Source organism: Pseudomonas retamae (assembly GCF_043496865.1).
Classification (GTDB): Bacteria; Pseudomonadota; Gammaproteobacteria; order Pseudomonadales; family Pseudomonadaceae; genus Aquipseudomonas; species Aquipseudomonas retamae.
In genome coordinates, this window is record NZ_JBIEIL010000008.1 from 80,020 (window position 1) to 106,736 (window position 26,717).

Here is a 26,717-nt window from a genome sequence, read left to right on the forward strand (position 1 = left end):
TTAAACATCATGGAGAGCCAGAAATGCCCAGCCCACTGCGCCCGGAACAACGCCGGTTACCGCTGCACGTGCACATCAGCGTCATGTTCACCTGTCTGCTGTTGCTCACCGGGATCGTGCTGGGGGTATTCAATTATCGCCAGACCACCCAGATCATTCTGTCGAGCAGCGAAAAACTGTTCAACCGGATCGAACAGGACGTGCGTCTGGACATGGCCGCCACCTACCAACCGATCCGTCATCTGCTGAGTCTGCTGGCGGGCGATCCTGCCACGCAGGCAGACAATCTGGAGCAACGCCTGGCGTTGCTCAGGCCGTTCAGCCAGTCGCTGACCGATAACCCCAGTCTGGCGTCGTTGTATCTGGGTTATGCCAACGGCGACTTTTTCATGGTGCGGCCATTACGCAGCGCCGCGCTTAAAACACTGCTAAAAGCGCCCGAAGCCGCAGCATTCCAGGTCTGGAGCATCGAGCATGATGCGCAAGGCAACCTGCACTCGCAGTCGCTTTTTTTCGACCCGGCTCTTCTCCCGGTCGGCCGTCAGGACAACCTCGCCGACCGCTACGATCCGCGCAGTCGTGCCTGGTTCACCCAGGCGCGCGAGCAGGGCGAACAGATCACCACCGAGCCCTACGTGTTTTTCTCCACCCATAATGTCGGCACTACATTGGCTCGACGCAGTGGCGCCAACGCAGTGATCGGCGCCGATCTGACGCTGGTCGCGCTTTCAGCAACCTTGAGCAAGCATGTGGTCACACCGTCCACCGAAATCGCCTTGTTCGACGCCGACGGCAATGCCGTCGCCTACCCCGACAGCCTACGCCTGATCGTCGAGGGCAGCTCGGCCAGTCTGGCCAAGGCCGCCGATCTGAGCCCCGCCCTGCATGCACTGCTGACGGGCGCCCAGACCAGCAATCGTGTGAGCGCCGATGGCCGCCAGTGGATCGTCGCGCGCAGCACCGTCGAGGAAGGCGGGCCAAAGGGCTTGCAATTGGCGCTGCTGGTGCCAGAAGACGAATTGCTCGTCGATGCCTACCGCTTGCGCTGGCAAGGCGCACTGATCACCTTGGCGATCCTGCTGCTGTGTCTACCGTTGGGCTGGGTGATTTCGCGGATTCTGGTCAAACCCCTCCACGCGCTGGTCAAGGAAGCCGATGCAATCCGCAGTTTCAAATTCGACTTTCCCTCGGCACGTCGCTCACCGGTGCTGGAAGTCGATCAGTTGAGCGTGTCGATGGCGCGCATGAAAGACACCCTGGCAAGTTTTTTCCGCATCACCGACACCCTCGGCGCTGAAACGCGCTTCGCCTCCCTGCTGCAACGGGTGCTGTTCGAAACGGTGCAGATCGCCCAGGCGCAGGCCGGGCTGATCTACTTGCGCGAAAGCGACAGTACGCGCATGAAGCCTTACGGACTGGTCATCGATGGCGCCCCCCAGGCACTGGAAACCTTCGATTTACAGGGACACGACCTGCAACACAGCAACGGCCCCGAGTGGTTCGAACAGTTGATCAGCGCCAACAATGTCGTCAGCCATCTGGGTTTCGATCAGGCCGGGGATCTGCAGCGAGTCCTGCTGGCGATGCAAGCGCCACGCATTCATTTGATCGGGATCCGTCTGCACAATCGCCATGACGAAACCATCGGCCTGCTGATTTTGCTGGTCAACGACAGCGGCACCACTGCCGATCTGGAAAAACTTCGGCCCGATCGCATCGCTTTTCTGCAGGCCGTTTCCGGCGCAGCCGCGGTGAGCATCGAGAGTCAGCGTCTGCAAGCGCGCCAGAAACAACTGCTGGATGCGTTCATTCAATTACTGGCCGGCGCCATCGACGCGAAAAGTCCCTACACCGGCGGGCATTGCCAACGCGTGCCAGAGCTGACACTGATGCTCGCTCAGGCGGCAGCGGCCAGCGATGCACCGGCCTTCCGTGCCTACCAGCCCAGCGAAGATGAATGGGAAGCCCTGCACATCGCCGCGTGGTTGCACGACTGCGGCAAGGTGACCACACCGGAATACGTGGTCGACAAGGCCACCAAACTGGAAACCATCAACGACCGCATCCACGAAATCCGTACGCGTTTTGAAGTGCTCAAGCGCGATGCCTGGGTCAGCTATTGGCAGGCGCTTGCTCTGGGCGGCGATGAGTCAGCTCTCGCGGGTCTGCGTGATACGACGCTGGCGGCGCTGGATGAAGACTTTGCGTTTGTTGCACGTTGCAACCTGGGCAGCGAGGCCATGGCTGACGCCGATCTGCAGCGTCTGAACACACTGGCGCAGCGCACCTGGATGCGTACGCTGGATGACCGTCTGGGTGTGTCGTGGGAGGAGAACCGGCGGCAGGCGCGCACACCCGCGCCGAGCTTGCCGACCCGGGAAAAGCTGTTGGCGGACAAGCCCGAACATTTGCTTGAACGCGACCCCAACGAATTGATTCCCGAAGACAATCCGTGGGGCTTCAAGCTCGATGTGCCGCGCTATAAATACAATCGCGGCGAGCTGTACAACCTGAGCATCAGCCGCGGCACGTTGACCCGCGAGGAGCGCTATGTGATCAACCATCACATGGTGCAGACGATCATGATGCTCAGCCACCTGCCCTTCCCCGGTCACCTCGAGAGCATTGCCGAAATCGCCGGCGGCCATCACGAAAAAATGGACGGCACCGGATACCCGAAGCGCCTCAAGCGCGAAGAAATGAGCCTGCCGGCGCGGATGATGGCGATTGCCGATATCTTCGAAGCACTGACCGCAGCCGATCGCCCGTACAAGAAAGCCAAGACCCTGAGCGAAGCCCTGGCGATCATGGCCACCATGTGCCGCGATGCGCACATCGACGCGCAGCTGTTTGGCCTGTTCATCAACGAAGGCGTGTACCGGCAGTACGCCGAGCGTTTTCTCGACCCGGCGCAAATCGACAGCGTCGACCCGGCCAGCCTGTTGCTCAAGGCTGGCCTCGATCCGTGATCAGCAATCGGTCAGCCGCAGGAAAATCGCCGCCAGTTGCTCGATGCCGGCCTGATCCTCTTCAGCAAAACGCGAAAGTTTCGGACTGTCGAGATCAAGCACACCGATCAGGCGGCCGGCCTTGACCAGCGGCACGACCAGTTCGCTGTTCGACGCGCTGTCACAGGCGATATGACCGGGAAAAGCATGCACGTCCTCGACGCGCTGGGTTTGCCGGGTGGCCGCTGCCGCACCGCACACACCGCGGCCGAACGGAATGCGCACGCAAGCGATCTGGCCCTGAAACGGGCCAAGCACCAGTTCTTCGTTGCGATTGAGGTAAAAACCGGCCCAGTTCAGGTCATCGAGCTGGTTGAACAGAAAGGCCGAAAACTGCGCGGCGTTGGCGATAAAATCGCGTTCGTCCGCCAGCAGCGATTCCAGCTGTGCCGCCAACAGGCCATAGCCTTCAAGGCCCTGGCCACTTTGTTGCAAATCGATCATGCCTTGTGCTCCAGCAATTTCAGGCCCACCCAATAGCGGGCAAATTGATACGCGCAACGTCCGTTGCGATTGCCGCGGCCGGTGGCCCAACGCACGGCGAGAATGTCCAGCGCTTCGTCACGCTGCCAGCTCAGGCCGGCCTTGGCCGCCAACTGGCCGATCCAGTGTTCGACGACGTTAAGGAAGTGTTCTTGGGTAAACGGGTAGAACGACAGCCACAGGCCGAAACGGTCCGACAACGCGATCTTGTCTTCAACGGCTTCGCTGGGGTGCAGTTCGCCGTCGACGCGCTTCCAGTTTTCGTTGTCGCTTTCCTTTTCCGGCACCAGATGGCGGCGGTTCGAGGTGGCGTACAGCAAGACATTGTCCGGCGCCTGTTCGAGCGAGCCGTCGAGTACGCTTTTCAACACGCGATAATCGCCTTCGCCGGATTCGAACGACAGGTCATCGCAAAACAGCACGAAACGTTGCGGCAGCTTGGCGATCTGCTCGACCACCCGCGGCAGATCCGCCAGATGGTCACGCTCGATCTCGATCAGGCGCAGGCCGGCCGCGGCGTGCTCCGCCAGCAGCGCGCGCACCAGCGACGACTTGCCGGTACCGCGCGAGCCCCAGAGCAACGCGTGGTTGGCCGGCATGCCATCGAGAAATTGTTGGGTGTTGCGGCCCAGTTGTTCCAGTTGCCGGTCGACACCGATCAGGTCGGACAAGCGCATGTCGAGGCTGACTTCCAGCGGCAGCAGATAGCCGCTGCGCCCGTCGCGCTGCCAGCGCGCGGCCAGACACGTGCCCCAGTCGATGACCGGCCGTGGTGCCGGCAACAACGGTTCGATGCGCGCCAGAACCGACTCGGCGCGTTCAAGAAAAGCATTCAATCGGGAATCCACGTCTTCTCCTCGGGCACGTTCACAGTGATGATGACGATCCAGCGACGACACACAGACCCCAATCACCCGAGCAAGCCTTGTTACAAGGCGATTCGGGAACCTCGGTATCCATACATGATCGACTATGCTTGAGCAGCGAAGGGAAACGGAAGTGGTTCAACACCCCATGGATATCAAATTCACCCACCGGCTGTCGTTCAAACAAGCCAGGCTTACCGTGCTGGTCGGGTTCATTTTGGGCACGCTGCTCAGCCTGCTGCAAATCGGCATCGATTATGCCAGCGAAGACGCCTCCATCAACCGTGAAATCCTGTCTCTGCTGGAAATCAGCCACAATCCGGCCTCGCGCATCGCCTACAACATCGATGCCGAACTGGCGCAGGAACTGACCCTCGGCCTGTTACGCTCGCCAGCGATCATCTCCGCCACTCTCACCGACAACAACGGCACGGTGCTGGCCAATGTCAAACGCCCGGAGCTGCAGAGCGGCTATCGGGTGATCAGCGACTTTCTGTTTGGCGCCAAGCGCCAGTTCGAGGATCGCCTGTATCTGGATCATCTGCCCAACGAATCGCTTGGCGTATTGAATCTGGAAGTCGACACCTACGCCTTCGGCAGCCGTTTCCTGCGCCGCGCCGAGATCACCCTGCTCAACGGTTTCGCCCGCAGCCTGCTGCTGACCGGCATTCTGCTCGCGCTGTTCTATGTGATGCTGACCAAACCGCTGGTGCGGGTCATCCGCGAACTCAGCGGCCGCGACCCGCGCAGCGCCGAGCCAACCACCCTGGAATGCCCGGCGGGGCATGCCAACGATGAAATCGGCGTACTGGTCAAAGTCGCCAATCAGCAATTCGAGAACATCGCTACCGAGATCCAGCAGCGGCGCAATGCGGAAAACCGTCTGACCGACTACCTCGGTCAACTGGAAAACATCGTCTCGGCGCGCACTGCCGAACTCAAGGCCATCAACGCGCGGCTCAGCCAGTCCAACCAGGAACTGGAAGTCGCGCGCAGCACTGCGCTGGACATGGCCGAAGCGCGCTCGGCGTTTCTCGCCAACATGAGCCACGAAATTCGCACGCCGCTCAATGGCCTGCTGGGGATGATCGCGCTTTCACTCGACGGGCCGCTGAATGCCGAGCAGCAGCAACAGCTGTCGATCGCCCATGACTCGGGCAAGGTGCTGGTCGAGTTGCTCAACGACATTCTCGACCTGTCGAAATTCGATGCCGGGCAACTGGAGCTCGAACACATCCCGTTCGACCTCGGCTCGCTGGTCGAGGACACCGCCAACCTGCTGTCGCAGAACGCCGCGCCAAGCGTCGAACTGACCTGCCTGATCGATCCGCACTTTCCGGCGCTGGTACTCGGCGACCCGACCCGCGTGCGGCAGATCGTCAGCAACCTGCTGTCCAACGCGCTCAAGTTCACCCGCTTCGGCCGCGTCGATGTGCGCCTGTCGACTTACAAGGAAGGCGTGCGCATTGAAGTCTGCGACACCGGCATCGGCATCGCTCAGGAAGCGCAGCTGAAAATCTTCCAGCCGTTCACCCAGGCGGGCGCCGGCATCACCCGTCAGTACGGCGGCACCGGACTGGGGCTGGCGCTGACCTACAACCTCTGCGAAGCGATGCAGGGTCGGCTGACGATCAGCTCCGAAATCGGTTTCGGCAGTCAATTCTGCGCCGAGCTGCCGCTGCCCTGTCACACCCGCGCCCTGGCGCTGGCGCCGCTGCAAGGGAAGATCCTCGCCATTACCGCGGCCAGCAGTGGTCTGGCGGAACTGTTGCAGAACCTGCTGCCAGTCTGGGGTCTGGAATACACGCAACGCACCATCGACGACTCGCTGCTGGGTCTCAAACCTGATGTGCTGATCACCGATTGCCCCGAATGTCTGTTCGGGCTGCGACCGGCCATCACCGCGCCGATTCTGCTGGTGACAGCCTACGGCAGCTTCCTGCCGAGTGAAGAAGCCGCCGCCCTCGCCCCTTTGCAGCAACAGGCACGCCCGCTGGCGCGAAATGCGTTGTACCAGAACCTGCGACGCACTCTGCAGCCAGAGGTGGTCGCGATCAACGATGCGCAGCAGGACACCGCCGCCTCAGTCCGTCGCGGGCGGGTGTTGCTGGTCGAGGACAATCCGGTAAACCAGTTGGTGGCCAAGGGCATGCTCGGCAAGCTGGGTTGCGAGGTCGTGGTCGCCGCCCATGGTGCCGAAGCGCTGGATCAACTTGAATTCAATGATTTCGATCTGGTGCTGATGGATTGCAACATGCCGGTCATGGACGGTTACGAGGCGAGCCGACAGATCCGCCAGAGCGGCCGCTGGCCGCAGCTGCCGATTGTCGCCCTGACCGCCAACGCGATGTCCGAGGAACGTGAACGCTGCAGGGCGGCCGGCATGAGTGATTATCTGGCCAAGCCGTTCCGCCGCGAGGAGCTGGCGGCCCTGCTCGATCAGTGGGTACCGACTACGCCAGCGCCTTGATCTGCCCCAACAGATGGTCGAGGCCGTCACGCAAATCATTGAGCCGGTCCAGGTCCACGCCGCTGTCGCACAACAGGCGGGCCTTCAGCGGCCCGACCCGTTCACGCAGCGCCTGTCCCGCAGGCGTCAGGCTCAGATGTACTTCACGCTCGTCACGGGCCGAACGTTGGCGCTGCACCAACTGCAATTGCTCCAGACGTTTGAGTAGCGGCGTCAATGTGCCCGAGTCCAGCGCCAGCCGCTCGCCCAGCGCTTTGACGGTCGGTTGCTGCGGCGCGGCGTCCTGCCACTCCCACAACACCAGCATCGCCAGGTATTGCGGGTAGGTCAGGCCGAGTTGATCGAGCATCGGCTTGTAGGCGCGAATCACCGCTCGCGAAGCGGCGTACAGCTTGAAGCACAACTGGCTGTCGAGCTTCAGCGAATCGACCGGCAGGCTGCTCATTTGAGCAGAGCTTCGATCTCGCGGCTCAGGTCCTGCGGCTTGGTCGCCGGGGCGAAACGCTTGACCAACTGGCCGTCCTTGCCGATCAGAAACTTGGTGAAATTCCATTTGATGCCTTGCGAGCCGAGCACACCGGGCGCGCGTTTCTTCAACTGCACGAACAACGGGTGAGCACCGGCGCCGTTGACCTCGATCTTTTTGAACAGCGGAAAGCTGACACCAAAGTTCAACTCGCAGAACTCACTGATCGCGCCTTCGTTGCCGGGCTCCTGCTTGCCGAACTGGTTGCAGGGAAAGCCCAATACCACCAGGCCCTGGTCCTTGTAGGTCTGCCACAGTTCTTCGAGACCCTTGTACTGCGGGGTGAAGCCGCATTTGCTCGCCGTATTGACCACAAGGACCGCTTTGCCGGCGAAATCGGCCAGGGTCTTTTGCTCACCCTTGATGGTGGTGCACGGAATGTTCAGCAGGTTGTCACTCATGAGACAGGCTCCACGAAGGGTCGGCAAAGGCTAAACATAGCGATCAATTCAATTGCGTGCAATTTAATTACCCGATAAAAAGGCGACCTGACGATCGCCTTGTTGATGCTTACTCGCGTGGCTCGAGATTCAGGCACACCGAGTTGATGCAGTAGCGCAGGCCGGTCGGTGGCGGGCCGTCAGGAAACACATGGCCCAGATGCGCATCGCAGCGCGCGCATTTCACTTCGGTACGGATCATGCCGTGGCTGGTGTCGCGGATTTCGGTCATCGCGCTTGCGCCGATCGGCTCATAGAAACTTGGCCAGCCGCAGCCGGAATCGAACTTGGTCTTCGAATCGAACAGCGGCTCGTTGCAGCAGACACAGTGATAGACACCCTCGGTCTTGGTGTCGTTGTATTTGCCGGAGAACGGGCGCTCGGTGGCACTGAGGCGGCACACGTTGTACTGCTCGGGATCGAGCATGGCTTTCCATTCTTCCAGGGTTTTCTGCAACTTTTCCATCATCACACCTCAGCGGCTGAAAAAGCCCGATCTGTACCTTTTCCACGGATCGGGTGGCACGTATGATTGCGCCTCGTCACGCACCAGTCTGGCAGCCAGACCGGGCGCATTCAAACGGATTATCCGAGCCGCGGCTCGATCGGTCCGCCTGTGTGAAGACGCAGGATTCCCAGTACGGTTGTCCATTCGCCGCCTGGATCGTTCATTTTCAGGATCACATCGCCATGCAGTTCAGCAAATCGAACAAGCTCGCCAACGTCTGCTACGACATTCGCGGCCCGGTGCTCAAGCACGCCAAACGTCTGGAGGAGGAAGGCCAGCGCATCCTCAAGCTGAACATCGGCAACCCGGCACCGTTCGGTTTCGAAGCGCCGGACGAAATCCTTCAGGATGTGATCCGCAACCTGCCGACCGCGCAAGGCTACAGCGACTCCAAAGGCCTGTTCAGTGCGCGCAAGGCCGTGATGCAGTACTACCAGCAGAAAAACGTCGAAGGCGTCGGCATCGAAGACATCTACCTGGGCAACGGCGTGTCCGAGCTGATCGTGATGTCGCTGCAGGCGCTGCTCAACAACGGTGACGAAGTGCTGGTGCCGGCCCCGGATTACCCGCTGTGGACCGCCGCCGTCAGCCTCGCCGGCGGTAACGCCGTGCACTACCTGTGCGATGAGGGCGCCGGCTGGTTCCCCGATCTGGCCGACATCAAGGCCAAGATCACGCCGAACACCAAAGCGATGGTGATCATCAACCCGAACAACCCGACCGGCGCGGTGTATTCGAAGGAAGTGCTGCTGGGCATGCTGGAAATCGCCCGGGCGCACAATCTGGTGGTGTTCTCCGACGAGATCTACGACAAGATCCTCTACGACGATGCCGTGCACGTCTGCACCGCCTCGCTGGCGCCGGACTTGCTGTGCCTGACCTTCAACGGTCTGTCGAAGTCCTACCGCGTAGCCGGTTTCCGCTCGGGCTGGATCGCCATATCCGGGCCGAAGCACAACGCGCAGAGCTACATCGAAGGCATCGACATGCTGGCCAACATGCGCCTGTGTGCCAACGTGCCGAGTCAGCACGCGATCCAGACTGCGCTGGGCGGCTATCAGAGCATCAATGATCTGGTGCTGCCACAGGGCCGCCTGCTGGAACAGCGCAACCGTACCTGGGAATTGCTCAACGACATTCCCGGCGTCAGCTGCGTCAAGCCGATGGGCGCGCTGTATGCATTCCCGAGAATCGATCCGAAAGTCTGCCCGATTCACAACGACGAGAAATTCGTTCTCGATCTGCTGCTGTCGGAAAAACTGCTGGTTGTCCAAGGCACGGCGTTCAACTGGCCTTGGCCGGACCACTTCCGCGTGGTCACCCTGCCCCGCGTGGACGATCTGGAAATGGCCATCGGCCGCATCGGCAACTTCCTCAAGTCCTATCGCCAGTAAATGGCCAGCAGTGCGCAACAGCCCAATGTTGCGCACTGTCTGATTCAGCAACACTTCTGCGCTGCGCCTGCCCTTAGGCCTTCTACACTTGCGTTTCGTACCCGCTGACCGCGCCCGGGGTAATGACGACGGGTCGTGGCTGCTCGTCATCCCTGTCTCGATCTGACGTGGGAAATGTGCCGGATACCAAGGAATTCGCTGTAGGACACAGTTTGAAATAGTCACTCAGTTGAATAGCCCGGTGCGGCACCTTATATACCCCGCAGTACGCTACATCTTTAGCTTGAGGAGATTTCTACAACCATGATGCGCATCCTGCTGTTTTTGGCCACTAACCTGGCGGTCGTGCTGATAGCCAGCATCACCCTGAGCCTGTTCGGCTTCAACGGGTTCATGGCGGCCAACGGGGTCGACCTCGACCTCAGTCAGCTGCTGGTTTTCTGTGCCGTCTTTGGTTTCGCCGGCTCGCTGTTCTCGCTGTTCATCTCCAAGTGGATGGCGAAGATGAGCACGGGCACCCAGATCATCAGCCAGCCGCGGACCCGGCACGAGCAATGGCTGCTGCAAACCGTCGAGCAACTGTCCCGCGAAGCCGGGATCAAGATGCCCGAAGTGGGTATTTTCCCTGCCTACGAAGCGAACGCCTTCGCTACCGGCTGGAACAAGAACGACGCACTGGTCGCGGTCAGCCAGGGCCTGCTCGAGCGGTTTTCGCCCGACGAAGTCAAGGCCGTGCTGGCCCATGAGATCGGCCACGTCGCCAACGGCGACATGGTCACGCTGGCATTGATCCAGGGCGTGGTGAACACCTTCGTGATGTTCTTCGCGCGGATCATCGGCAACTTCGTCGACAAGGTGATCTTCAAGAACGAAGAAGGTCAGGGCATCGCCTATTACGTGGCGACCATCTTCGCTGAACTGGTACTGGGCATTCTCGCCAGCGCGATCGTCATGTGGTTCTCGCGCAAGCGCGAATTCCGCGCCGACGAAGCCGGCGCACGCCTGGCTGGCACCAGCGCGATGATCGGCGCACTGCAACGCTTGCGCGCCGAACAGGGCCTGCCGGTGCACATGCCGGACACCCTGAATGCGTTTGGCATCAACGGTGGCATCAAACAGGGCTTTGCCCGCATGTTCATGAGCCACCCACCGCTGGAAGAGCGTATCGACGCATTGCGTCGTCGCGGTTGATTCCGAAAGCGATAAAAAGAAGGCCCGCAGTGATGCGGGCCTTTTTTTATATCGCTTGGATTATGCGTCGACAATGCCGGCCCTTTCGCGAGCAGGCTCGCTCCCACAGGAGCATTGTGTTGTGCCACAGATGGCATCAACACCGCATAACCCTGTGGGAGCGAGCCTGCTCGCGATGAAGCCGGAACGGCCTGCACAGAACTATGTGGAAGACACGCGGTAAACCCGCTCCACCAACTCCGTCACCCCCGCATCGGAAAACCTCGGGCTCTCGGCCAACACATCCTGCTCTTCCAGCCTCTGCACCTGCCAGCCCTCACCGAGCAACCGCTGCACCTCTTGATCATCCACCGCAAACGGCGGGCCGGACATTTGCGCCTGCGGGTAATCGAGAGTGATCAACAACCCCCGCATGCCCGGCACGAGGATCTGCTGCAAATGCTCGGCATAACGCTCACGCATCGGCGCTGGCAAGGCGATCAGCGCGGCGCGGTCGTACAACCCCGTGCAACCGGCAACATCCTCCGCCGTCAGCGTAAAAAAGTCCCCACACCACAACTCGATGGCATCACTGCGGTAAACCTTGAAAGCGCCCTTCTGGCTGATCTGCGGTTCAACCTTATGCTCGCTGAAAAAATCCTCGATCGCTTTCTCCGACAACTCAATTCCGAGCACCTGATGACCGCGCTCGGCAAGCCACAGCAAATCCAGGCTTTTCCCGCACAGCGGCACCAGCACCCGCGCCAAGGGCTCGATCGACAGGTCGGGCCAATAGCGTCGCAAATACGCATTGGCCTCGGGCTGATGAAAGCCGATCTGGTTCGCATTCCATTTCTTGTACCAAAACTCAGGCTGCATGCATCACTCCCGAAAAATCGATGAAAAACCGCGAAAACTTATATTAGATTCAAATCGGTGAACTGACCGAAGATGAGTCATCTTAACCCTCAGGAATCAACCATGTTGCCCAGCCTGTTCATTTCCCATGGCTCACCCATGCTGGCCCTGGAACCCGGCGCCAGCGGCCCGGCATTGGCGCGGCTGGCGGCCGAACTGCCTGAACCCAAAGCCATTGTCATGGTTTCCGCACACTGGGAAAGCCAGGAGTTACTGGTCAGCAGTCATCCGCAGCCGGAAACCTGGCACGACTTCGGCGGTTTTCCTCGCGCATTGTTCGAAGTGCAGTATCCGGCGCCGGGCAATCCGCAACTGGCTGGCGAAGTCGCCGCCCTGTTGGCGGCCAACCACTTGCCGGCGCGCCTCGACCCGCAACGCCCGTTCGATCATGGCGTCTGGGTGCCGCTATCGCTGATGTATCCGCAAGCGGACATTCCGGTGGTGCAGGTGTCTCTGCCGAGCCACGCGGGGCCGGTGCTGCAAACGCGAGTTGGCCGCGCGCTGGCGAGCCTGCGCAAACAGGGTATTCTGTTGATCGGCTCCGGCAGCATCACCCACAACCTGCGCGAACTCGACTGGCATGCCGGCCCCGAGAGCGTCGAGCCGTGGGCACGGGAATTCCGTGATTGGATGATCGACAGGCTGGCGGCCGACGATGAAACCGCGCTGCATGATTATCGCCAGCAGGCGCCGCATGCCGTGCGCAGTCATCCGAGTGATGAGCATTTGCTGCCGTTGTATTTTGCGCGCGGCGCCGGCGGGGTTTACAGCGTGGCGCATCAGGGTTTCACGATGGGGGCGCTGGGCATGGATATTTATCGTTTCGGCTGACGTTATCGCTGGCAAGCCAGCTCCCACAGGGTGTTGTGTCGCCCGATAAGCAGGCAAAAAAAATCCCCGAACCAGTCGGGGATTTTTTATGTGCGATCAATCAGCCCGAGGACGGATCAATCTTCGCGGTAGCGACGCAGTTTCAGCTGCTTGCCGGCAACGCGAGTGTCCTTCAGTTTGGTCAGGAGTTTATCCAGACCGTCTTCCGGCAGCTCGACGAGGCTGAAGCTGTCACGCACCTGGATGCGACCGATCGCTTCGCGGGCCAGACCACCTTCGTTGAGGATCGCGCCCAGCAGGTTTTTCGCGGCGATACCGTCACGCGCGCCCAGCGCGGTACGGCAACGAGCACGGCCTTCGCCCAACGGCATTGGCGCGCGACGCTCGCGGTCACCACGATCAGGACGATCACCGGAACGCTCGGGACGGTCGCCACGCGGTGCGTTGTTCGGCACCAGTGGACGTTCCTTCTCGATCGCCGCCAGGTTCAGCGCTTGGCCGTTGGTGGCTTTGCGCAGCAAGGCTGCAGCCAGGGCACGCGGGGTGCAACCGATGTCAGCGGTCAGGCGATCGAGCAGGTCACCGTGAGTCGACTCGGCATCGCCAACCAGCGGCGACAGGCTGTTGGTCAGTTTCTTGATGCGCGCATCGAGAACGGCCTGAGCGTCCGGCAGGCGGACTTCAGCAACCTTCTGACCGGTTACACGCTCGATCACTTGCAGCATGCGGCGCTCACGCGGCGTCACCAGCAGCAGCGCACGACCTTCGCGACCGGCACGGCCGGTACGGCCGATACGGTGCACGTAGGATTCCGGGTCGTACGGCATGTCCACGTTGAATACGTGAGTGATGCGCGGAACGTCCAGACCACGGGCAGCAACGTCGGTGGCGACAACGATGTCCAGACGGCCATCTTTCAGCGAGTCGATCACGCGCTCACGCTGGTTCTGGGCGATGTCACCGTTCAGCGCCGCGGCTTTGTAGCCTTTGGCGTCGAGGGCGCTGGCCAGATCCAGGGTCGCTTGCTTGGTGCGCACGAACATGATCAGTGCGTCGAAGTCTTCGACTTCCAGCAAGCTGAGCACGGCCGAGGTTTTCTGGTCAGCGTGAACCAACAGGTGAGCCTGTTCGATCGCGGTAACGGTCTGGGTCTTGGTCTGGATCTTGACGTGTTGCGGATCGCGCAGGTGGCGTTCGGCAATGGCGCGGATCGACTGCGGCAGGGTCGCCGAGAACAGAACGGTCTGACGTGTCGCTGGCAGCGCCTTGAAGATGACTTCCAGGTCATCCATGAAGCCCAGCTTGAGCATTTCGTCAGCTTCGTCGAGAACCAGATGGTTCACGGTCGACAGGACTTTCTCGTCGCGACGCAGGTGATCACACAGACGACCCGGGGTGGCGACAACGATCTGTGCGCCATTACGGATAGCCTTGAGTTGCGGGCCCATCGGCGCGCCGCCGTAAACGGCCACGACCGTAACGCCTGGCATTTGCTTGGCGTAGGTTTCAAAAGCGGTTGCTACTTGCAGCGCCAACTCTCGGGTCGGCGCCAGGATCAGGGCTTGCGGTTCGCGCTTGGCAGGATCGATGCGGTGCAGGATAGGCAGTGCGAACGCGGCGGTTTTACCGGTACCGGTTTGCGCCTGGCCAATCATGTCCTGGCCGGCCATGATGATCGGGATCGATTGCTGCTGAATCGCCGAAGGCTCTTCGTAGCCAGTCGCTGCGACGGCTGCAAGAATATTCGGGTTGAGATTAAAAGCGGCGAATCCGCCGGTTTCCTGGGTCATGGGTCTGCCTCTAAGTGCATCCGCAAAGACCCATGCTCCAAAGCTGCGCATGCCGTGTTGAGACTCAAGAGTCGCCCTGGCAGCTTTGTCGGCGGGGATTTGCGAAAACGAATGAATGAAGATGGATCGTCAAGGAAGAGCCCGCAGTGCGGACGTGCAGCCGAAGCTGACTTCGGGAAATTGCGCTACCTAAACGCGGCCCGGTTAAAGGCCGGCGCGCACTATACCGGATTTTGCCCGAAAAGGGAGCTTTTTTTATTGGCCGGATCGCTGTGTCAGCGCTGTGTAATGGGGTTTTGCAGATAATCGCGCCAGGGTCTATTTTGCAAAGGCCCGCCCCTGCTTGCGATGCTGCTTAAACGATTCACTGAGCCGCGACATACCGTCGCGGCGCCGCTCTTCCCGCCCGAGGATTCAGCCATGAATCAGCCCTGCCCCGGCCGCGTCAGCCGCGAACGTCGCGGTCACGTCCACCTGATAGGCCTTGATCGAGCGGCCAAGCGCAACGCCTTCGACCTCGACCTGCTGAACGATTTGAGTCTGGCCTACGGCGAGTTCGAAGCCGACCGCGACGCGCGAGTAGCGGTGGTGTTCGGCCATGGCGAGCATTTCACCGCCGGCCTGGATCTGCTCAATGCCAGCGCAGCCCTTGCCGAGGGCTGGCAAGTGCCGACCGGTGGGTGCGATCCGTGGGGCGTGTTCGTCGGGCCACGAGTGAGCAAACCGGTGATCGTCGCAGCGCAGGGTTACTGCCTGACCATCGGTATCGAGCTGATGCTGGCTGCAGACATCAACCTTTGCGCCAGCAATACCCGCTTCGCGCAAATGGAAGTACAGCGTGGGATCTTTCCGTTTGGCGGCGCGACTTTACGCTTTCAGCAGATCGCCGGTTGGGGTAACGCGATGCGCTGGCTGCTGACCGGAGATGAATTCGATGCCCATGACGCGTTGCATCTGGGTCTGGTGCAGGAAGTGATGGCCAGCGAGGATCTGCTGCCAAGGGCGATCGAGCTGGCCGAACGGATTGCGCGGCAGGCGCCGTTGGGTGTGCAGGCAACTTTGCTGTCGGCGCGGCAGGCGCGCTATGAGGGGGAAATGGCAGCGGCGCAGAGCTTGCCTGCACTGGTAAAAAAGTTATTGAACAGTGAGGATGCCAAAGAAGGGGTGCGGTCGTTGATGGAGCGGCGGCCCGGGGTTTTCAAAGGGGTCTGAAATTTTCGCAGGCTATCAGACCCTCTTCGCGAGCAGGCTCGCTCCCACAGGGAAATGCATTCCAATGTGGGAGCGAGCCTGCTCGCGAAGGGGCCGGCACTGACAACTCAAGTAGCCGGGCGAATCGCGTTGATCAACGATTGCAACGAATAGCCCAACCGCGGCGCCAGTGTTTCAGCCCGGGCGGTCAGCGCCGGCACATCCAGTACCTGATCAAGGTCCGCCGGAACAATCAGAATCACATTGCCCTCCTTCACCGGCAGCTCCCAGTAATGCCGGTGATAGAGCCCGCGCAGCAACGCCGCGCCCAGCGGCTTGCCGTCATCCGTCGCCCATTGATTGATCACCAGCCAGCCGCCCGGGTTCAGGCGCTTCTGACAGTCGCCGAGAAAACTCCAGGCCAGATGCCCGACGCCCGGGCCAACGTCGGTATAGAGGTCGACAAAAATCAGGTCCGCCGGCTCTGCGCTCGGCAGCAATTCGAGGGCATCGCCAACCCGGATGTACAAGCGCGGATCGTCATCCAGCCCCAGGTATTCAATCGCCAGGCGCGGTACATCGGGGCGCAGTTCGATGGCTTCGACGTCTTCCAGCGGCAGGAATTTCAGGCAGGCCTGAGTCAGCGTACCGGCACCGAGGCCGAGGAACAGCGCACTTTCCGGCTGCTCATGGCACAGCGCGCCAATCAGCATCGCGCGGGTGTAGTCGTACTCCAGCCAGCTCGGATCGGCGGTGAACACGCAGCTCTGCTCGATCGCATCGCCGAATTCGAGAAAGCGGTAATCGGCCACTTCCAGCACGCGAATCACGCCGAACTCATCCTGTACTTCGGCGAGCAGATGCTCGACGCGCTCCTCAGTCATTTCGTCTCCTGATGGTCACCGGGCGCGGTGACGCGATGGCACCGCTGTGGTGCCGTGGCAAAGCGGCGATTGTCGGTGATGGGGCGGGAACAGGTCACGCACTAATTGCTGCTACCATGGCGTTTCCCTGCGTATCAAATTTCGAGACCGTGATGAGCCAACCGTGGAGCCCTGACAGCTGGCGCGCCCTGCCGATCCAGCAACAACCGCAATACCCCGACGCCGCGCACCTGCGCCAGGTCGAGCAAACGCTGGCCAGCTACCCACCGCTGGTGTTCGCCGGTGAAGCGCGCGAGCTGCGCCGGCAGTTTGCCGAAGTCACCCAGGGCCGGGCCTTCCTGTTGCAGGGCGGCGATTGTGCGGAAAGCTTCGCCGAATTCTCCGCTGCAAAGATTCGCGACACCTTTAAAGTGTTGCTGCAAATGGCGATCGTCATGACCTTCGCCGCCGGTTGCCCGGTGGTCAAAGTCGGGCGCATGGCCGGTCAGTTCGCCAAACCGCGCTCGGCCAACGATGAGACGATCGAAGGCGTGACGCTGCCGGCTTATCGCGGCGATATCGTCAACGGCATCGGTTTCGACGAAAAGAGCCGCGTGCCCGATCCCGAACGCCTGCTGCAGTCCTATCACCAGTCCACCGCGACCCTGAACCTGCTGCGCGCCTTCGCTCAGGGCGGGTTTGCCGACCTGCACCAAGTGCACAAGTGGAACCTGGATTTCATCGCCAACTCGGCGCTGGCCGAGAAGTACAGCCACCTCGCCGACCGCATCGATGAAACCCTGGCGTTCATGCGCGCCTGCGGCATGGACAGCTCGCCGCAACTGCGCGAAACCAGTTTCTTCACCGCCCACGAGGCGCTGCTGCTTAACTACGAAGAAGCATTCGTGCGCCGCGACAGCCTGACCAACGATTACTACGATTGCTCGGCGCACATGCTGTGGATCGGCGACCGCACCCGTCAGCTCGACGGCGCACATGTGGAATTCCTGCGCGGGGTGAACAACCCGATTGGCGTCAAGGTCGGCCCGAGCATGAACCCCGACGACCTGATCCGCCTGATCGACGTGCTCAATCCGGACAATGATCCGGGCCGTCTCAACCTGATCGCGCGGATGGGTGCGAACAAGGTCGGCGATCATTTGCCAGCCCTGATCCGCGCGGTGCAGCGTGAAGGCAAGCAAGTGCTGTGGAGTTCCGACCCGATGCACGGCAACACCATCAAGGCCAGCAGCGGCTACAAGACCCGCGACTTTGCGCAGATCCTTGGTGAAGTGAAGCAGTTCTTCCAGGTGCACGAAGCTGAAGGCAGTTACGCCGGCGGCATTCATATCGAGATGACCGGGCAGAACGTCACCGAATGCATCGGTGGTGCGCGGCCGATCACCGAGGATGGCTTGTCCGACCGTTATCACACCCATTGTGATCCGCGGATGAATGCCGATCAGTCGCTGGAACTGGCGTTTTTGATTGCCGAGACTTTGAAACAAGTCCGGCGCTAGATCGCGTCGCCCCGATTCGCGAGCAGGCTCGCTCCCACACGTTCAGCGTCGTGTCGCGAGCCCTGTGGGAGCGAGCCTGCTCGCGAAGGCGTCAGTTCAGCCAGCATCAATCTGCGCCAATGCCACCCGCAACCGCGCAGCACTCTCGCGCTGACAGTTGAGCTGCACCCGCGCCAGTCCCAGCCAACTCGCCATCCTGCGCAAATTCACCGCCAGCGCCAGCATCCCCTCCTCGTCCAGCCCCGGCTCTTCCTCGTGCACCGCATGCACCGCCAACTGCCCCGCCGCCCGCTCGGCACGCAGATCGACGCGCGCGGCGATCCGCTCGTTGTGCAAAAACGGCAACACGTAATAGCCATAGACCCGCTTGGGTTGCGGCGTGTAAATCTCCAGCCGATAGCGGAAATCGAACAGGCGCTCGGTGCGGCTGCGCTCCCAGATCAGCGAATCGAACGGCGATAACAGCGCACTGGCAACCACCTTGCGCAGCACCTTGGGTTCCGGCAGGCAATAGGCAATTTGCCGCCAATCGGCGACTTCGCACCTCTGCAATTGCCCCGCCTCGACCAGCTCGGCCAGGCGCGGCCGCGCATCCGTCGGGCTCAAGCGGAAATAATCACGCAAGTCTTTCTCGGTACCGACGCCCAACGCTCGCGCCGCATGCAGCAACAGCCCGCGTTGCGCCTCGGCCTCATCAGGCATCGGCCGTTGCAGGATCGCCGCGGGGATCACCCGTTCGGGCAAATCGTATAAACGCTCAAAACCGCGTCGCCCGGCCACGGTCACTTCACCGGCAGCGAACAACCATTCCAGCGCAAGTTTTTCCGCGCTCCAGTCCCACCACGGGCCGGCCTTGTCTTCGCGAGTCGACAAACTGCCAGCGCCCAAGGCGCCCTGCTCTTCTACCGATGCCAGCACGCGGCGAATGGTCTCTTGCTGTTCGCGACCGAACTTCGCCAGTTGCTGATAAATGTCCTCGCCGCGTCTGGCGCGCTGCATGCGCCAGCCCAGCAACGGGTACATCGACTGCGGCAGCAGCGACGCTTCATGGCCCCAGTATTCGAACAACGTGCGCCGACGCCCCGAACTCCAGGCAGCCTGGTCGAGCAACTCAGAGGGATAGGCACCGAGACGGGAAAACAGCGGCAGGTAGTGCGAGCGCACCACGGCATTGACGGAATCGATTTGCAGCAGACCCAGCCGTTCGATCAGCCGGTTGAGATGGTTCGCGTTGACGGTCGGCGGCTGGCGCCCGTTGAACCCTTGGGCAGCCAGCGCCAGACGTCGCGCCTGTTTGAGGGAAAAGGACATCGTCGCGGGCATTTATTCCTCCATGTCTGCTCGCAACCTACCTCACCTGAAAGGGGTTTGTGTAGCGATGGCCTCATCATTTATGCATCGGATCGTCCCAGAACGGCCGCACCGCTTCGTGCTCAACGTCGGCACGACTGACCCCGATGTCCTTCAACGCTTCGTCACTCAGACTGGCGAGCAATTCCCGTTCACGGTGCAGTTCGTACCAGCGGCTAAACTTGTGCAGCAGATCGGAAACGATATGGCCGTGGCCGGACAGTTGCTCTTGGTTCACATACTCTCTTTGACCTTTCATCGTCTTGCCTCCTTTTGTGGATGGCTCAAGTCTCGTCCCGGCGCTAAGATCAATCCAACGAATGTTTCTGATGGCATGCATCACGGAGATTCATCAATTGTCCGCTTACCCCAGTATCGATACCGATGTACTGCGCACCTTTGTAGCGATTGCCGATCAGGGCGGTTTCACCCGCGCCGGCGAGATGGTCAACCGCACGCAATCGGCGGTGAGCATGCAGATGAAGCGTCTGGAAGAGGACGTGTTGCAGCGCCAGTTGTTCGAACGTGATGGCCGTCAGGTGCGTCTCACCGCCGAAGGTCAGGTGTTGCTCGGCTACGCGCGGCGCATCCTCAAGTTGCACAGCGAGGTGTTCAACACTTTGCGCGAGCCGCACATGGTCGGCACCGTGCGCATCGGCACGCCGGATGATTACGTGATGCGTTTTCTGCCAGGGATTCTCTCGCGGTTTGCGCAGTTCTATCCGCTGATCCAGATCGAGGTGCATTGCGAGTCGAGCAAACAGTTGCTGCAGCGCACCGATCTGGATTTGTCGATCGTCACCCGCGAGCCGGGTAACGAGATTGGCCAACTGCTGCGCAAGGAGCGTTTCGTCTGGGCCGAGGCGCAAAACTTCAGTGCCCATGAGCAGACGCCGTTGCCGCTGGCGATGTTCAACAGTGATTGTTTCTGCCGTTTATGGGCGTGCAATGCGCTGGACGCGATGGGCCGCGAATACCGCATCGCCTACAACAGTACCAGCCTGTCGGCGCTGATGGCCGTGGTCAGCGCGGGTCTGGCGATCACCGCGCAACTGGAGAGCCTGATCACCCCGGACCTTCGAATTCTGGGCGCCGCCGAAGATTTGCCGGTGCTGCCCGAGGCCAGCATCATGCTGATCCGCAACCTGAACAACCCGTCGCCGATCACTGAATGCCTGGCCGAGCACATCGTCGAAGGTTTCAAACTTTAAACGCGAGCATTACCGCACACAGCACGAGGAAACCGCAGAACAGCCCGCGCAGGAGTTTTTCCGGCATCGCGTGGGCGACTTTCACGCCCCAACTGATGCTGGCCAGACCGCCAAGCGCCAGCGGCAAGCCGATCATCCAGTCGACTTCGTGGTGCACTGCATAAGTCACCAGGGTAACGCCAGTGCTGGGTAAGGCCAGTGCCAGCGACAGACCTTGAGCGACCACTTGCGTAGTACCGAACAGACTGGTCAGCACGGGCGTCGCCACCACTGCCCCGCCCACGCCGAACAAACCGCCCATGGTTCCCGAAGCGGCACCGAGCACACCGAGCCACGGCCACGAGTAGCGCATTTGCGAGGTCGCTGCGGGTGCCGGGCCGAACATCTTCAGCAGGTTGTACACCGACAGCGCCACCAGAAAGGCCACGAAACCGATGCGCATGGTTTGCGCATCAATGCCCACCGCCCAGATCGAACCGAGCCAGGCGAAGCAAAAGCCCATCAGCGCCAACGGTAGCGCATGGCGCACCTCGATGCGATTGCGCTGGTGATAACGCCACAGCGCCAGCATCACGTTCGGTACCACCATTACCAGCGCCGTGCCTTGGGCGATCTGCTGATCGAGCCCGAACCACACACCGAGCAACGGAATAGCGATCAAGCCGCCGCCGATACCGAAAATGCCGCCGAGTGTGCCGAGCGCGGCGCCGAACAACAGGTACAATAAGAATTCCATCACCGCACATTCCTCTTCGTCAGGCTCGTCATGCTACGCAGTCGCGGCTGGCGGGGAAACGCACAGCAACGCACAATGGCTGTGCCGATTCCGCATAAGCGCTCAATACCATGAACCCCAATCAACTGACCGATCAGCTCGGACTGTTTCTCGATGTACTGGAAAGCGGCAGTTTTTCCGCCGCTGCACGCCGCCATCCGCTCACACCTTCGGCGGTCGCCCGACGCATCGACAATCTCGAAAGCGCGGTGGGCAGCCAGCTGTTCGTGCGCAGCACCCATGCGGTGCGCGCAACGCCAGCCGGGCTGGCCTTTGCCGAACGCGCACGGCGAATCGTTGCCGAGCTGCAATTGGCCCGCGCCGAAGCGGTGTCCCTGAGCAGTGCACCGGAAGGCTTGATCCGCATCGACGCGCCCGCCGCGTTCGGACGCCGCCATCTGGCACCGGTCCTCGCTGACTTTCTGTTGTTATACCCGGGCCTGGACGTGCAGTTGCATTTGATCGACAGCTTTATCGACATGGACGGGTCGAACCTGGGCAAAGTCGATCTGGTCCTGCGTGCCGGTCAATTGGCCGACACGCGCCTGGTCGCCACGCCGCTGGCAAGCATCGTGCGCATCGCCTGCGCCAGCCCCGATTACCTGAAACGCCGTGGCGTGCCGAGCCATCCCGCGCAATTGAATGAACACGACGGGCTTGACTGGGACGGCCTCGCCCCGCCCTTCGCCTGGCGTTTTCAACTCGACGGGCAATTGCAGTTGCACCGTCCAGGCCGCATCCGCCTGAGCGCCAACAATGCCGAAGCACTGGTCTGCGGCGCTTTGGCCGGATTGGGAATCGCCCACCTGCCGACCTGGCTGGCCAGTGAATACCTGGTGCGCGGCGAACTGCTGGCGCTGTTCTGCGACAACGGCTTGCCCGGGGCGGAATCCGCTGGCATTTACGCTTTGCGTATGGGCCAACAAACCCACTCGCGCAGTCGCTTGCTGCTGGAATACCTGAAAACCCGCTTCAGCCCTGTGCCTCCCTGGGATCTGGCGCTGCAACGGGATCTGGGCCGGCACTAGGCTCAAGGTCAAAGGAAAATTATCTGGCGCATTAAAGATTCGAGCGCTAGATTCATTGCTTCACTGAACAAGGCTTGCACCATGACTTCCGAACGCGACACCTGCGACGATCTGCTGCTGGCTAATCAGGCCTGCTTCGCCCTGCACTCCACCTCGCTGATGATGACCAAGGTCTACAAGCCGCTGCTGCAGGCGCTGAACCTGACCTATCCGCAGTACCTGGCGATGATGGTGTTGTGGGAACAGGATGGTTTGACGGTCGGAGAAATCAGCTCGCGCCTGCTCACCGATCCGGGCTCACTGACGCCACTGCTCAAGCGTCTGGAAGCGGAAGGCCTGCTCAGCCGCACGCGCAGTCGTGAGGATGAGCGGGTGGTCATCGTCGAACTGACCGAACAAGGCCGGACGCTGCGCGATAAGGCGCAAAGTATTCCCCAGTGCATTCTTGGCGCCAGCGGCTTTACTCTGGAACGCCTACAGAAGCTGCAAGCGGAATTACAAGCACTGCGCGGGCATCTGCAAGACAGCCTGAATTAAGCCCCACCACATTCCCCTGTGGGAGCGAGCCTGCTCGCGAATGCGTCCTGTCAGACAACACTTCGTTGAATGACACACCGCTTTCGCGAGCAGGCTCGCTCCCAGAATGTTTTCTGCGATACCAAAAATATTCCTCACATCGAAAAACCCGTCGCCAACCGCTCTAGATCAAGCCTTGCAGCCCCGCTCAACACCTTGACCCTTAATGAAATCGGACTTTTTCCAAAAATTTATCTTGCGCACTAAACATTAGCGCTATACATTTTCTTCACACCTACTTAGCGCGCAAACAATTAGCGCACAACACCACACCCAATGAGGCTCACACCATGCAAACTCTCTACACCGCAATCGCAACTTCCACTGGCGGCCGTGATGGTCGTGCGATCTCCAGCGACAACATCCTCGACGTCAAACTCGCCACGCCGAAAGAACTCGGCGGTGCTGGCGGTGCGGCGACCAACCCTGAGCAACTGTTCGCTGCCGGCTACTCGGCCTGCTTCATCGGCGCGCTGAAATTCGTTGCCAGCCAGACCAAACACAAGATTCCGGATGACGCGTCGATCACCGCCCACGTCGGCATCGGTCAGATCCCCGGTGGCTTCGGTCTGGACATCGACCTGCACATCAGCCTGCCAGGTCTGGAACAAGCCGATGCGCAAACGCTGGTCGACGCTGCTCACCAGGTCTGCCCGTACTCCAACGCCACCCGTGGCAACGTCGACGTCCGTCTGCACGTCACCGTGTAATCACTGAGCCCCGGCCCGAACAAGGAAATGAACATGAACACTTTCAGCAAAGTCTTGACCGGTACCCTTCTCGCCCTGTCCGTGCACAGCGCCTTCGCCGGTGATGTCGAGCACAACACCCAGGCGTTTCTCGATGCGCTGAATGCCGGCAGCGGCAAGCCGATCGAGCAGCTGTCGCCCAAGGATGCTCGCGCCGTGCTGGTCGGCGCGCAGTCCGGGGTCAAACTGACACTGCCAAAAGCCGATGTCAGCGAGAAGACCATCCAGGTTGATGGTCAACCGTTGAGCCTGACCATCGTCCGGCCGGCCGGGGTCAAAGGCGAGCTACCAGTGTTCATGTTCTTCCACGGTGGCGGCTGGGTGCTGGGGGATTTCCCGACCCACGAGCGCCTGGTTCGCGATCTGGTGGCCGGTTCGGGTGCGGCGGCGGTGTTCGTCAATTACACCCCTTCGCCGGAAGCGCATTACCCGGTGGCAATCAACCAAGCCTACGCCGCCACCAAATGGGTGGCGGAACACGGCAAGGAGATCAACGTCGACGGCAAACGCCTGGCCGTGGCCGGCAACAGCGTCGGCGGCAACATGGCCGCAGTGGTTGCGCTGATGGCCAAAGACAAGGGCACACCGGCGATCAAATACCAGGTGTTGCTGTGGCCGGTGACCGATGCCAACTTCGATACCGGCTCCTACAACCAGTATGCCGAGGGGCATTTCCTCACTCGCAACATGATGAAGTGGTTCTGGGACAACTACACCACCGACGCTAAACAGCGTAACGAGATCTACGCCTCACCGCTGCGCGCTACCACCGCGCAACTCAAAGGTCTGCCGCCAGCACTGGTGCAAACCGCCAGCGCCGATGTACTGCGCGATGAAGGCGAAGCGTATGCGCGCAAACTCGACGAAGCCGGTGTGCCGGTGACGTCGGTGCGTTACAACGGCATGATCCACGATTACGGTTTGCTCAACGTGGTCAGCCAGGTGCCAGCGGTGCGTTCGGCGATGTTGCAGGCTTCGCAAGAGCTGAAAGAGCATCTGAAATAAACCCAACGCCATTGTGGGAGCGAGCCTGCTCGCGAAGGCGTCCTGTCAGACAACGCTTCGTTGAATGACACACCGCTTCGCGAGCAGGCTCGCTCCCACAGGATGCAGGGCGTTAACACAGGCACAAAAAAACCCGACTCAATGGTCGGGTTTTTTCTTTCCGTAAAAAGCAGTGCTTATTTCGCACGGCCTTTGTAGGAACCGCCTTCGCGGGTATCGATCTCGATCATGTCGCCGATTTCGATGAAGTCGGCAACCGACAGCTCGGTACCGTTCTTCAGTTTGGCAGGCTTCATCACCTTGCCGGAAGTGTCACCGCGAGCGGAGCCTTCGGTGTAGTCAACCTGACGCACGATGGTGGTCGGCAGTTCTACGGAAACCAGACGCTCTTCGAAGAACACGGCTTCGCAAACGTCGGTCATGCCTTCTTCAACGAAAGGCAGAACGCTTTCGATGTCTTCGGCGTTCAGCTCGTACATGGTGTAGTCAGTGGTGTCCATGAACGTGTAAGTGTCACCGCTGATGAACGACAGGGTGGCTTCTTTACGATCCAGGATCACGTCGTCCAGCTTGTCGTCCGCACCGTAAACGGTTTCGGTCTTGTAACCGGTCAGCAGGTTCTTCAGCTTGGTCTTCATGATCGCGCTGTTACGGCCCGACTTGGTGAATTCAGCTTTCTGAACCAGCCAAGGATCGTTGTCGATACGGATCACGGTACCGGGTTTGAGTTCTTTACCAGTTTTCATTGCGAATATCCGAATTTGGATGGGATTTACAAAAATCTAGGCCGCGTATCATATCCAATTTAGGTAAAACTGTACCAGCGCCGTGGCGAGATCCGCCTGCAAGGCCTGTTCCAGACACCACGCCTCGGCGTTTTCCTGCAGCTCTGGCCAGTGTTTGCGGGCCGCGAGCCAGTGCTCACCGATCGGCTGGCCTGCGCTCCAGGCGCGCCACAGACCGTTCATCGCCTCGGCAGCCGCCGGCGACAGACCTTTGGTGTACAGCGCGAGGAAGGCGTCGAGCTTGTCCAGATGGATGTCTTCGTCCTGCTGATAGATGTGCCAGAGCATCGGCCGCCCCGCCCATTGCGCACGCACGAACGAGTCCTCACCACGCACCGCGTTGAAATCGCAGCACCAGAGCAAATGGTCGTATTGATCCTGACGGACGAACGGCAGCACCTGCACGGTCAGCGCCTGACGCTGATGGATGGCGCCGACGGTCAGCGTCTCCACCTCCAGCCAACGCGCAACATCGCCGAGAATCCGGCCTTCCGGCACCAGCAGATGGGTCGGTGTATCGGCGGCGGCCAGTACGTCGAGCCAACTGGCCAGCCCGAGGTTCTCGTAGGCGAACAGCGAAATCAGTTGCGCATCAGGTGCGCGCTCGATGCCCAGCCCTTGCAGAAATTGTCGCTGCGCTGCGGCATCCTGCTGAAACTGCCGACGCTGCTCAAGCAAGCCGCGCTCACGCAACAGTCCGCCGGTGCCTGACTGAAAGCCCGGGAAGAAGAAAATCTTCTGCACCGTTTTGTATTTGACCGAGGGCAATCCGTGGCAACCGACGACCCAGTCTTCGGCGCTAAGGTAGTCGAGGTTCAGCCACAGCGGCGGCCGTTCACGCGTGGCCATGGCGTCCATGTAATCGCTGGGCAGATTGCAAGCGAACGCGGCGATCACTACGTCAGCGGCGTCGGTGTGCACCCATTTCTCGGGCCAGTGCCGCACCTCGACGCCCTGCTGAAATTGCTGCGCGGCGTCGATATCGATCTGTGGGCAGATACGTTCGAAGGCGCGCAGATCATCGACCCACAGGCGCACTGTCAATGAATGCTCGGCAACCAGTTGTCGGGCCAGGCGCCAGGTCACGCCGATGTCGCCGAAGTTATCTACGACGGTGCAGAAAATATCCCAGCGGGTGTTCGTTTCAGTCATTCAAGGCTCCCGTTGGCAAAAGCGCCGATTGTCCGCATAAATGCCCTCGCGCAGAAGAGCCGACGCCGATTAATCTTCGTGCGACAATCGCCACTTGCCCGCATTCAA

The 26,717-nt window shown here is 60.7% G+C and carries 25 protein-coding genes; 12 read left to right on the forward strand and 13 right to left on the reverse strand.

The genetic code is table 11. The features are described 5' to 3' along the window. Positions 1 to 23: 23 nt before the first annotated feature. Positions 24 to 2,969, forward strand: coding sequence for an HD domain-containing phosphohydrolase (locus ACGSLL_RS16865; protein ID WP_394507199.1), 2,946 nt, complete (start codon positions 24 to 26; stop codon positions 2,967 to 2,969). On the opposite strand, the gene ACGSLL_RS16870 is transcribed toward ACGSLL_RS16865, so the two are convergent. Both ACGSLL_RS16870 and ACGSLL_RS16875 read right to left on the reverse strand, forming a co-directional pair. Next, positions 2,970 to 3,452: a GAF domain-containing protein gene (locus ACGSLL_RS16870; RefSeq protein ID WP_394507200.1), complete on the reverse strand. Its 483-nt coding sequence runs from the start codon at positions 3,450 to 3,452 to the stop codon at positions 2,970 to 2,972. It abuts the gene before it with no gap. Then, positions 3,449 to 4,339: an ATP-binding protein gene (locus ACGSLL_RS16875; RefSeq protein WP_093099720.1), complete on the reverse strand. Its 891-nt coding sequence runs from the start codon at positions 4,337 to 4,339 to the stop codon at positions 3,449 to 3,451. Before ACGSLL_RS16875 ends, ACGSLL_RS16870 begins: the two co-directional genes overlap by 4 nt. A 166-nt stretch (positions 4,340 to 4,505) precedes the next feature. Between ACGSLL_RS16875 and ACGSLL_RS16880 the strand changes: the two genes are divergently transcribed. Then, positions 4,506 to 6,827: a hybrid sensor histidine kinase/response regulator gene (locus tag ACGSLL_RS16880; RefSeq protein WP_394507201.1), complete on the forward strand. Its 2,322-nt coding sequence runs from the start codon at positions 4,506 to 4,508 to the stop codon at positions 6,825 to 6,827. Here the strand turns inward: ACGSLL_RS16880 and ACGSLL_RS16885 are convergent. From ACGSLL_RS16885 to msrB, 3 genes are all read right to left on the reverse strand, one after another. Continuing rightward, the gene (locus ACGSLL_RS16885; protein WP_394507203.1) at positions 6,811 to 7,272 is read right to left on the reverse strand and encodes a MarR family winged helix-turn-helix transcriptional regulator; all 462 of its coding nucleotides are present in this window, start codon (positions 7,270 to 7,272) and stop codon (positions 6,811 to 6,813) included. The genes ACGSLL_RS16880 and ACGSLL_RS16885 overlap by 17 nt on opposite strands. After that, a complete protein-coding gene (locus ACGSLL_RS16890; protein WP_034155230.1) occupies positions 7,269 to 7,754 on the reverse strand; it encodes a glutathione peroxidase in 486 nt (161 codons plus the stop codon). The genes ACGSLL_RS16885 and ACGSLL_RS16890 overlap by 4 nt, the downstream gene beginning before the upstream one ends. A gap of 109 nt (positions 7,755 to 7,863) precedes the next feature. Then, positions 7,864 to 8,259 carry a peptide-methionine (R)-S-oxide reductase MsrB gene (gene msrB, locus ACGSLL_RS16895; protein WP_394507205.1) on the reverse strand — a complete coding sequence of 132 codons (396 nt, stop codon included), beginning with the start codon at positions 8,257 to 8,259 and terminating at the stop codon, positions 7,864 to 7,866. Between the two features lie 224 nt (positions 8,260 to 8,483). Here msrB and ACGSLL_RS16900 point away from each other — a divergent pair, with 224 nt between their 5' ends. Both ACGSLL_RS16900 and htpX read left to right on the forward strand, forming a co-directional pair. Then, the gene (locus ACGSLL_RS16900; protein ID WP_394507206.1) at positions 8,484 to 9,695 is read left to right on the forward strand and encodes a pyridoxal phosphate-dependent aminotransferase; all 1,212 of its coding nucleotides are present in this window, start codon (positions 8,484 to 8,486) and stop codon (positions 9,693 to 9,695) included. A 303-nt stretch (positions 9,696 to 9,998) separates the two neighbouring features. Beyond that, entirely contained in the window at positions 9,999 to 10,886 is an 888-nt protein-coding gene (gene htpX / locus ACGSLL_RS16905) for a protease HtpX (protein WP_007908619.1), read from the forward strand. Positions 10,887 to 11,087: 201 nt separating this feature from the next. Here htpX and ACGSLL_RS16910 read toward each other — a convergent pair whose 3' ends face one another. After that, positions 11,088 to 11,744 carry a thiopurine S-methyltransferase gene (locus ACGSLL_RS16910; protein WP_394507208.1) on the reverse strand — a complete coding sequence of 219 codons (657 nt, stop codon included), beginning with the start codon at positions 11,742 to 11,744 and terminating at the stop codon, positions 11,088 to 11,090. A 102-nt stretch (positions 11,745 to 11,846) separates the two neighbouring features. Between ACGSLL_RS16910 and ACGSLL_RS16915 the strand changes: the two genes are divergently transcribed. Further along, positions 11,847 to 12,614, forward strand: a complete 768-nt coding sequence (locus ACGSLL_RS16915) for a DODA-type extradiol aromatic ring-opening family dioxygenase (protein WP_394507209.1) — start codon at positions 11,847 to 11,849, stop codon at positions 12,612 to 12,614. A 116-nt stretch (positions 12,615 to 12,730) separates the two neighbouring features. Here the strand turns inward: ACGSLL_RS16915 and ACGSLL_RS16920 are convergent, their stop codons facing one another. Then, complete coding sequence (locus ACGSLL_RS16920; RefSeq protein WP_090284939.1) at positions 12,731 to 14,404, reverse strand: DEAD/DEAH box helicase; 1,674 nt, start codon at positions 14,402 to 14,404, stop codon at positions 12,731 to 12,733. Positions 14,405 to 14,824: 420 nt separating this feature from the next. Between ACGSLL_RS16920 and ACGSLL_RS16925 the strand changes: the two genes are divergently transcribed. Continuing rightward, positions 14,825 to 15,616: a crotonase/enoyl-CoA hydratase family protein gene (locus ACGSLL_RS16925; protein ID WP_394507210.1), complete on the forward strand. Its 792-nt coding sequence runs from the start codon at positions 14,825 to 14,827 to the stop codon at positions 15,614 to 15,616. A 107-nt stretch (positions 15,617 to 15,723) separates the two neighbouring features. Here ACGSLL_RS16925 and ACGSLL_RS16930 read toward each other — a convergent pair whose 3' ends face one another. Next, positions 15,724 to 16,479 carry a spermidine synthase gene (locus tag ACGSLL_RS16930; RefSeq protein WP_208940311.1) on the reverse strand — a complete coding sequence of 252 codons (756 nt, stop codon included), beginning with the start codon at positions 16,477 to 16,479 and terminating at the stop codon, positions 15,724 to 15,726. A gap of 152 nt (positions 16,480 to 16,631) precedes the next feature. Between ACGSLL_RS16930 and ACGSLL_RS16935 the strand changes: the two genes are divergently transcribed. Further along, entirely contained in the window at positions 16,632 to 17,978 is a 1,347-nt protein-coding gene (locus ACGSLL_RS16935) for a class II 3-deoxy-7-phosphoheptulonate synthase (protein WP_090284945.1), read from the forward strand. Positions 17,979 to 18,074: 96 nt separating this feature from the next. Here ACGSLL_RS16935 and ACGSLL_RS16940 read toward each other — a convergent pair whose 3' ends face one another. Together ACGSLL_RS16940 and ACGSLL_RS16945 are read right to left on the reverse strand one after the other, a co-directional pair. Then, the gene (locus tag ACGSLL_RS16940) at positions 18,075 to 19,301 is read right to left on the reverse strand and encodes a winged helix-turn-helix domain-containing protein (RefSeq protein WP_394507211.1); all 1,227 of its coding nucleotides are present in this window, start codon (positions 19,299 to 19,301) and stop codon (positions 18,075 to 18,077) included. A gap of 64 nt (positions 19,302 to 19,365) precedes the next feature. After that, positions 19,366 to 19,587: a DUF1127 domain-containing protein gene (locus ACGSLL_RS16945; RefSeq protein WP_090284949.1), complete on the reverse strand. Its 222-nt coding sequence runs from the start codon at positions 19,585 to 19,587 to the stop codon at positions 19,366 to 19,368. Between the two features lie 97 nt (positions 19,588 to 19,684). Here ACGSLL_RS16945 and ACGSLL_RS16950 point away from each other — a divergent pair, with 97 nt between their 5' ends. Continuing rightward, the gene (locus tag ACGSLL_RS16950) at positions 19,685 to 20,539 is read left to right on the forward strand and encodes a LysR substrate-binding domain-containing protein (RefSeq protein ID WP_394507383.1); all 855 of its coding nucleotides are present in this window, start codon (positions 19,685 to 19,687) and stop codon (positions 20,537 to 20,539) included. On the opposite strand, the gene ACGSLL_RS16955 is transcribed toward ACGSLL_RS16950, so the two are convergent. Beyond that, the gene (locus tag ACGSLL_RS16955; RefSeq protein WP_394507212.1) at positions 20,529 to 21,278 is read right to left on the reverse strand and encodes a sulfite exporter TauE/SafE family protein; all 750 of its coding nucleotides are present in this window, start codon (positions 21,276 to 21,278) and stop codon (positions 20,529 to 20,531) included. The two genes, ACGSLL_RS16950 and ACGSLL_RS16955, sit on opposite strands and share 11 nt — an antisense overlap. Positions 21,279 to 21,385: 107 nt before the next feature. Here ACGSLL_RS16955 and ACGSLL_RS16960 point away from each other — a divergent pair, with 107 nt between their 5' ends. The 4 genes from ACGSLL_RS16960 to ACGSLL_RS16975 all read left to right on the forward strand — a co-directional run bounded on the left by ACGSLL_RS16960 (position 21,386) and on the right by ACGSLL_RS16975 (position 24,672). Continuing rightward, positions 21,386 to 22,342, forward strand: a complete 957-nt coding sequence (locus tag ACGSLL_RS16960; RefSeq protein ID WP_394507213.1) for a LysR family transcriptional regulator — start codon at positions 21,386 to 21,388, stop codon at positions 22,340 to 22,342. 81 nt (positions 22,343 to 22,423) lie between these two features. Beyond that, positions 22,424 to 22,879: a MarR family winged helix-turn-helix transcriptional regulator gene (locus tag ACGSLL_RS16965; RefSeq protein WP_394507214.1), complete on the forward strand. Its 456-nt coding sequence runs from the start codon at positions 22,424 to 22,426 to the stop codon at positions 22,877 to 22,879. A 329-nt stretch (positions 22,880 to 23,208) separates the two neighbouring features. Next, a complete protein-coding gene (locus ACGSLL_RS16970) occupies positions 23,209 to 23,628 on the forward strand; it encodes an organic hydroperoxide resistance protein (protein ID WP_394507215.1) in 420 nt (139 codons plus the stop codon). 33 nt (positions 23,629 to 23,661) lie between these two features. Continuing rightward, positions 23,662 to 24,672, forward strand: a complete 1,011-nt coding sequence (locus tag ACGSLL_RS16975) for an alpha/beta hydrolase (protein ID WP_394507216.1) — start codon at positions 23,662 to 23,664, stop codon at positions 24,670 to 24,672. 176 nt (positions 24,673 to 24,848) lie between these two features. On the opposite strand, the gene ACGSLL_RS16980 is transcribed toward ACGSLL_RS16975, so the two are convergent. Next, a complete protein-coding gene (locus ACGSLL_RS16980; protein ID WP_003226785.1) occupies positions 24,849 to 25,418 on the reverse strand; it encodes an elongation factor P in 570 nt (189 codons plus the stop codon). Between the two features lie 48 nt (positions 25,419 to 25,466). Beyond that, positions 25,467 to 26,609: an elongation factor P maturation arginine rhamnosyltransferase EarP gene (earP, locus tag ACGSLL_RS16985; RefSeq protein ID WP_394507217.1), complete on the reverse strand. Its 1,143-nt coding sequence runs from the start codon at positions 26,607 to 26,609 to the stop codon at positions 25,467 to 25,469. Positions 26,610 to 26,717 lie beyond the last annotated feature (108 nt).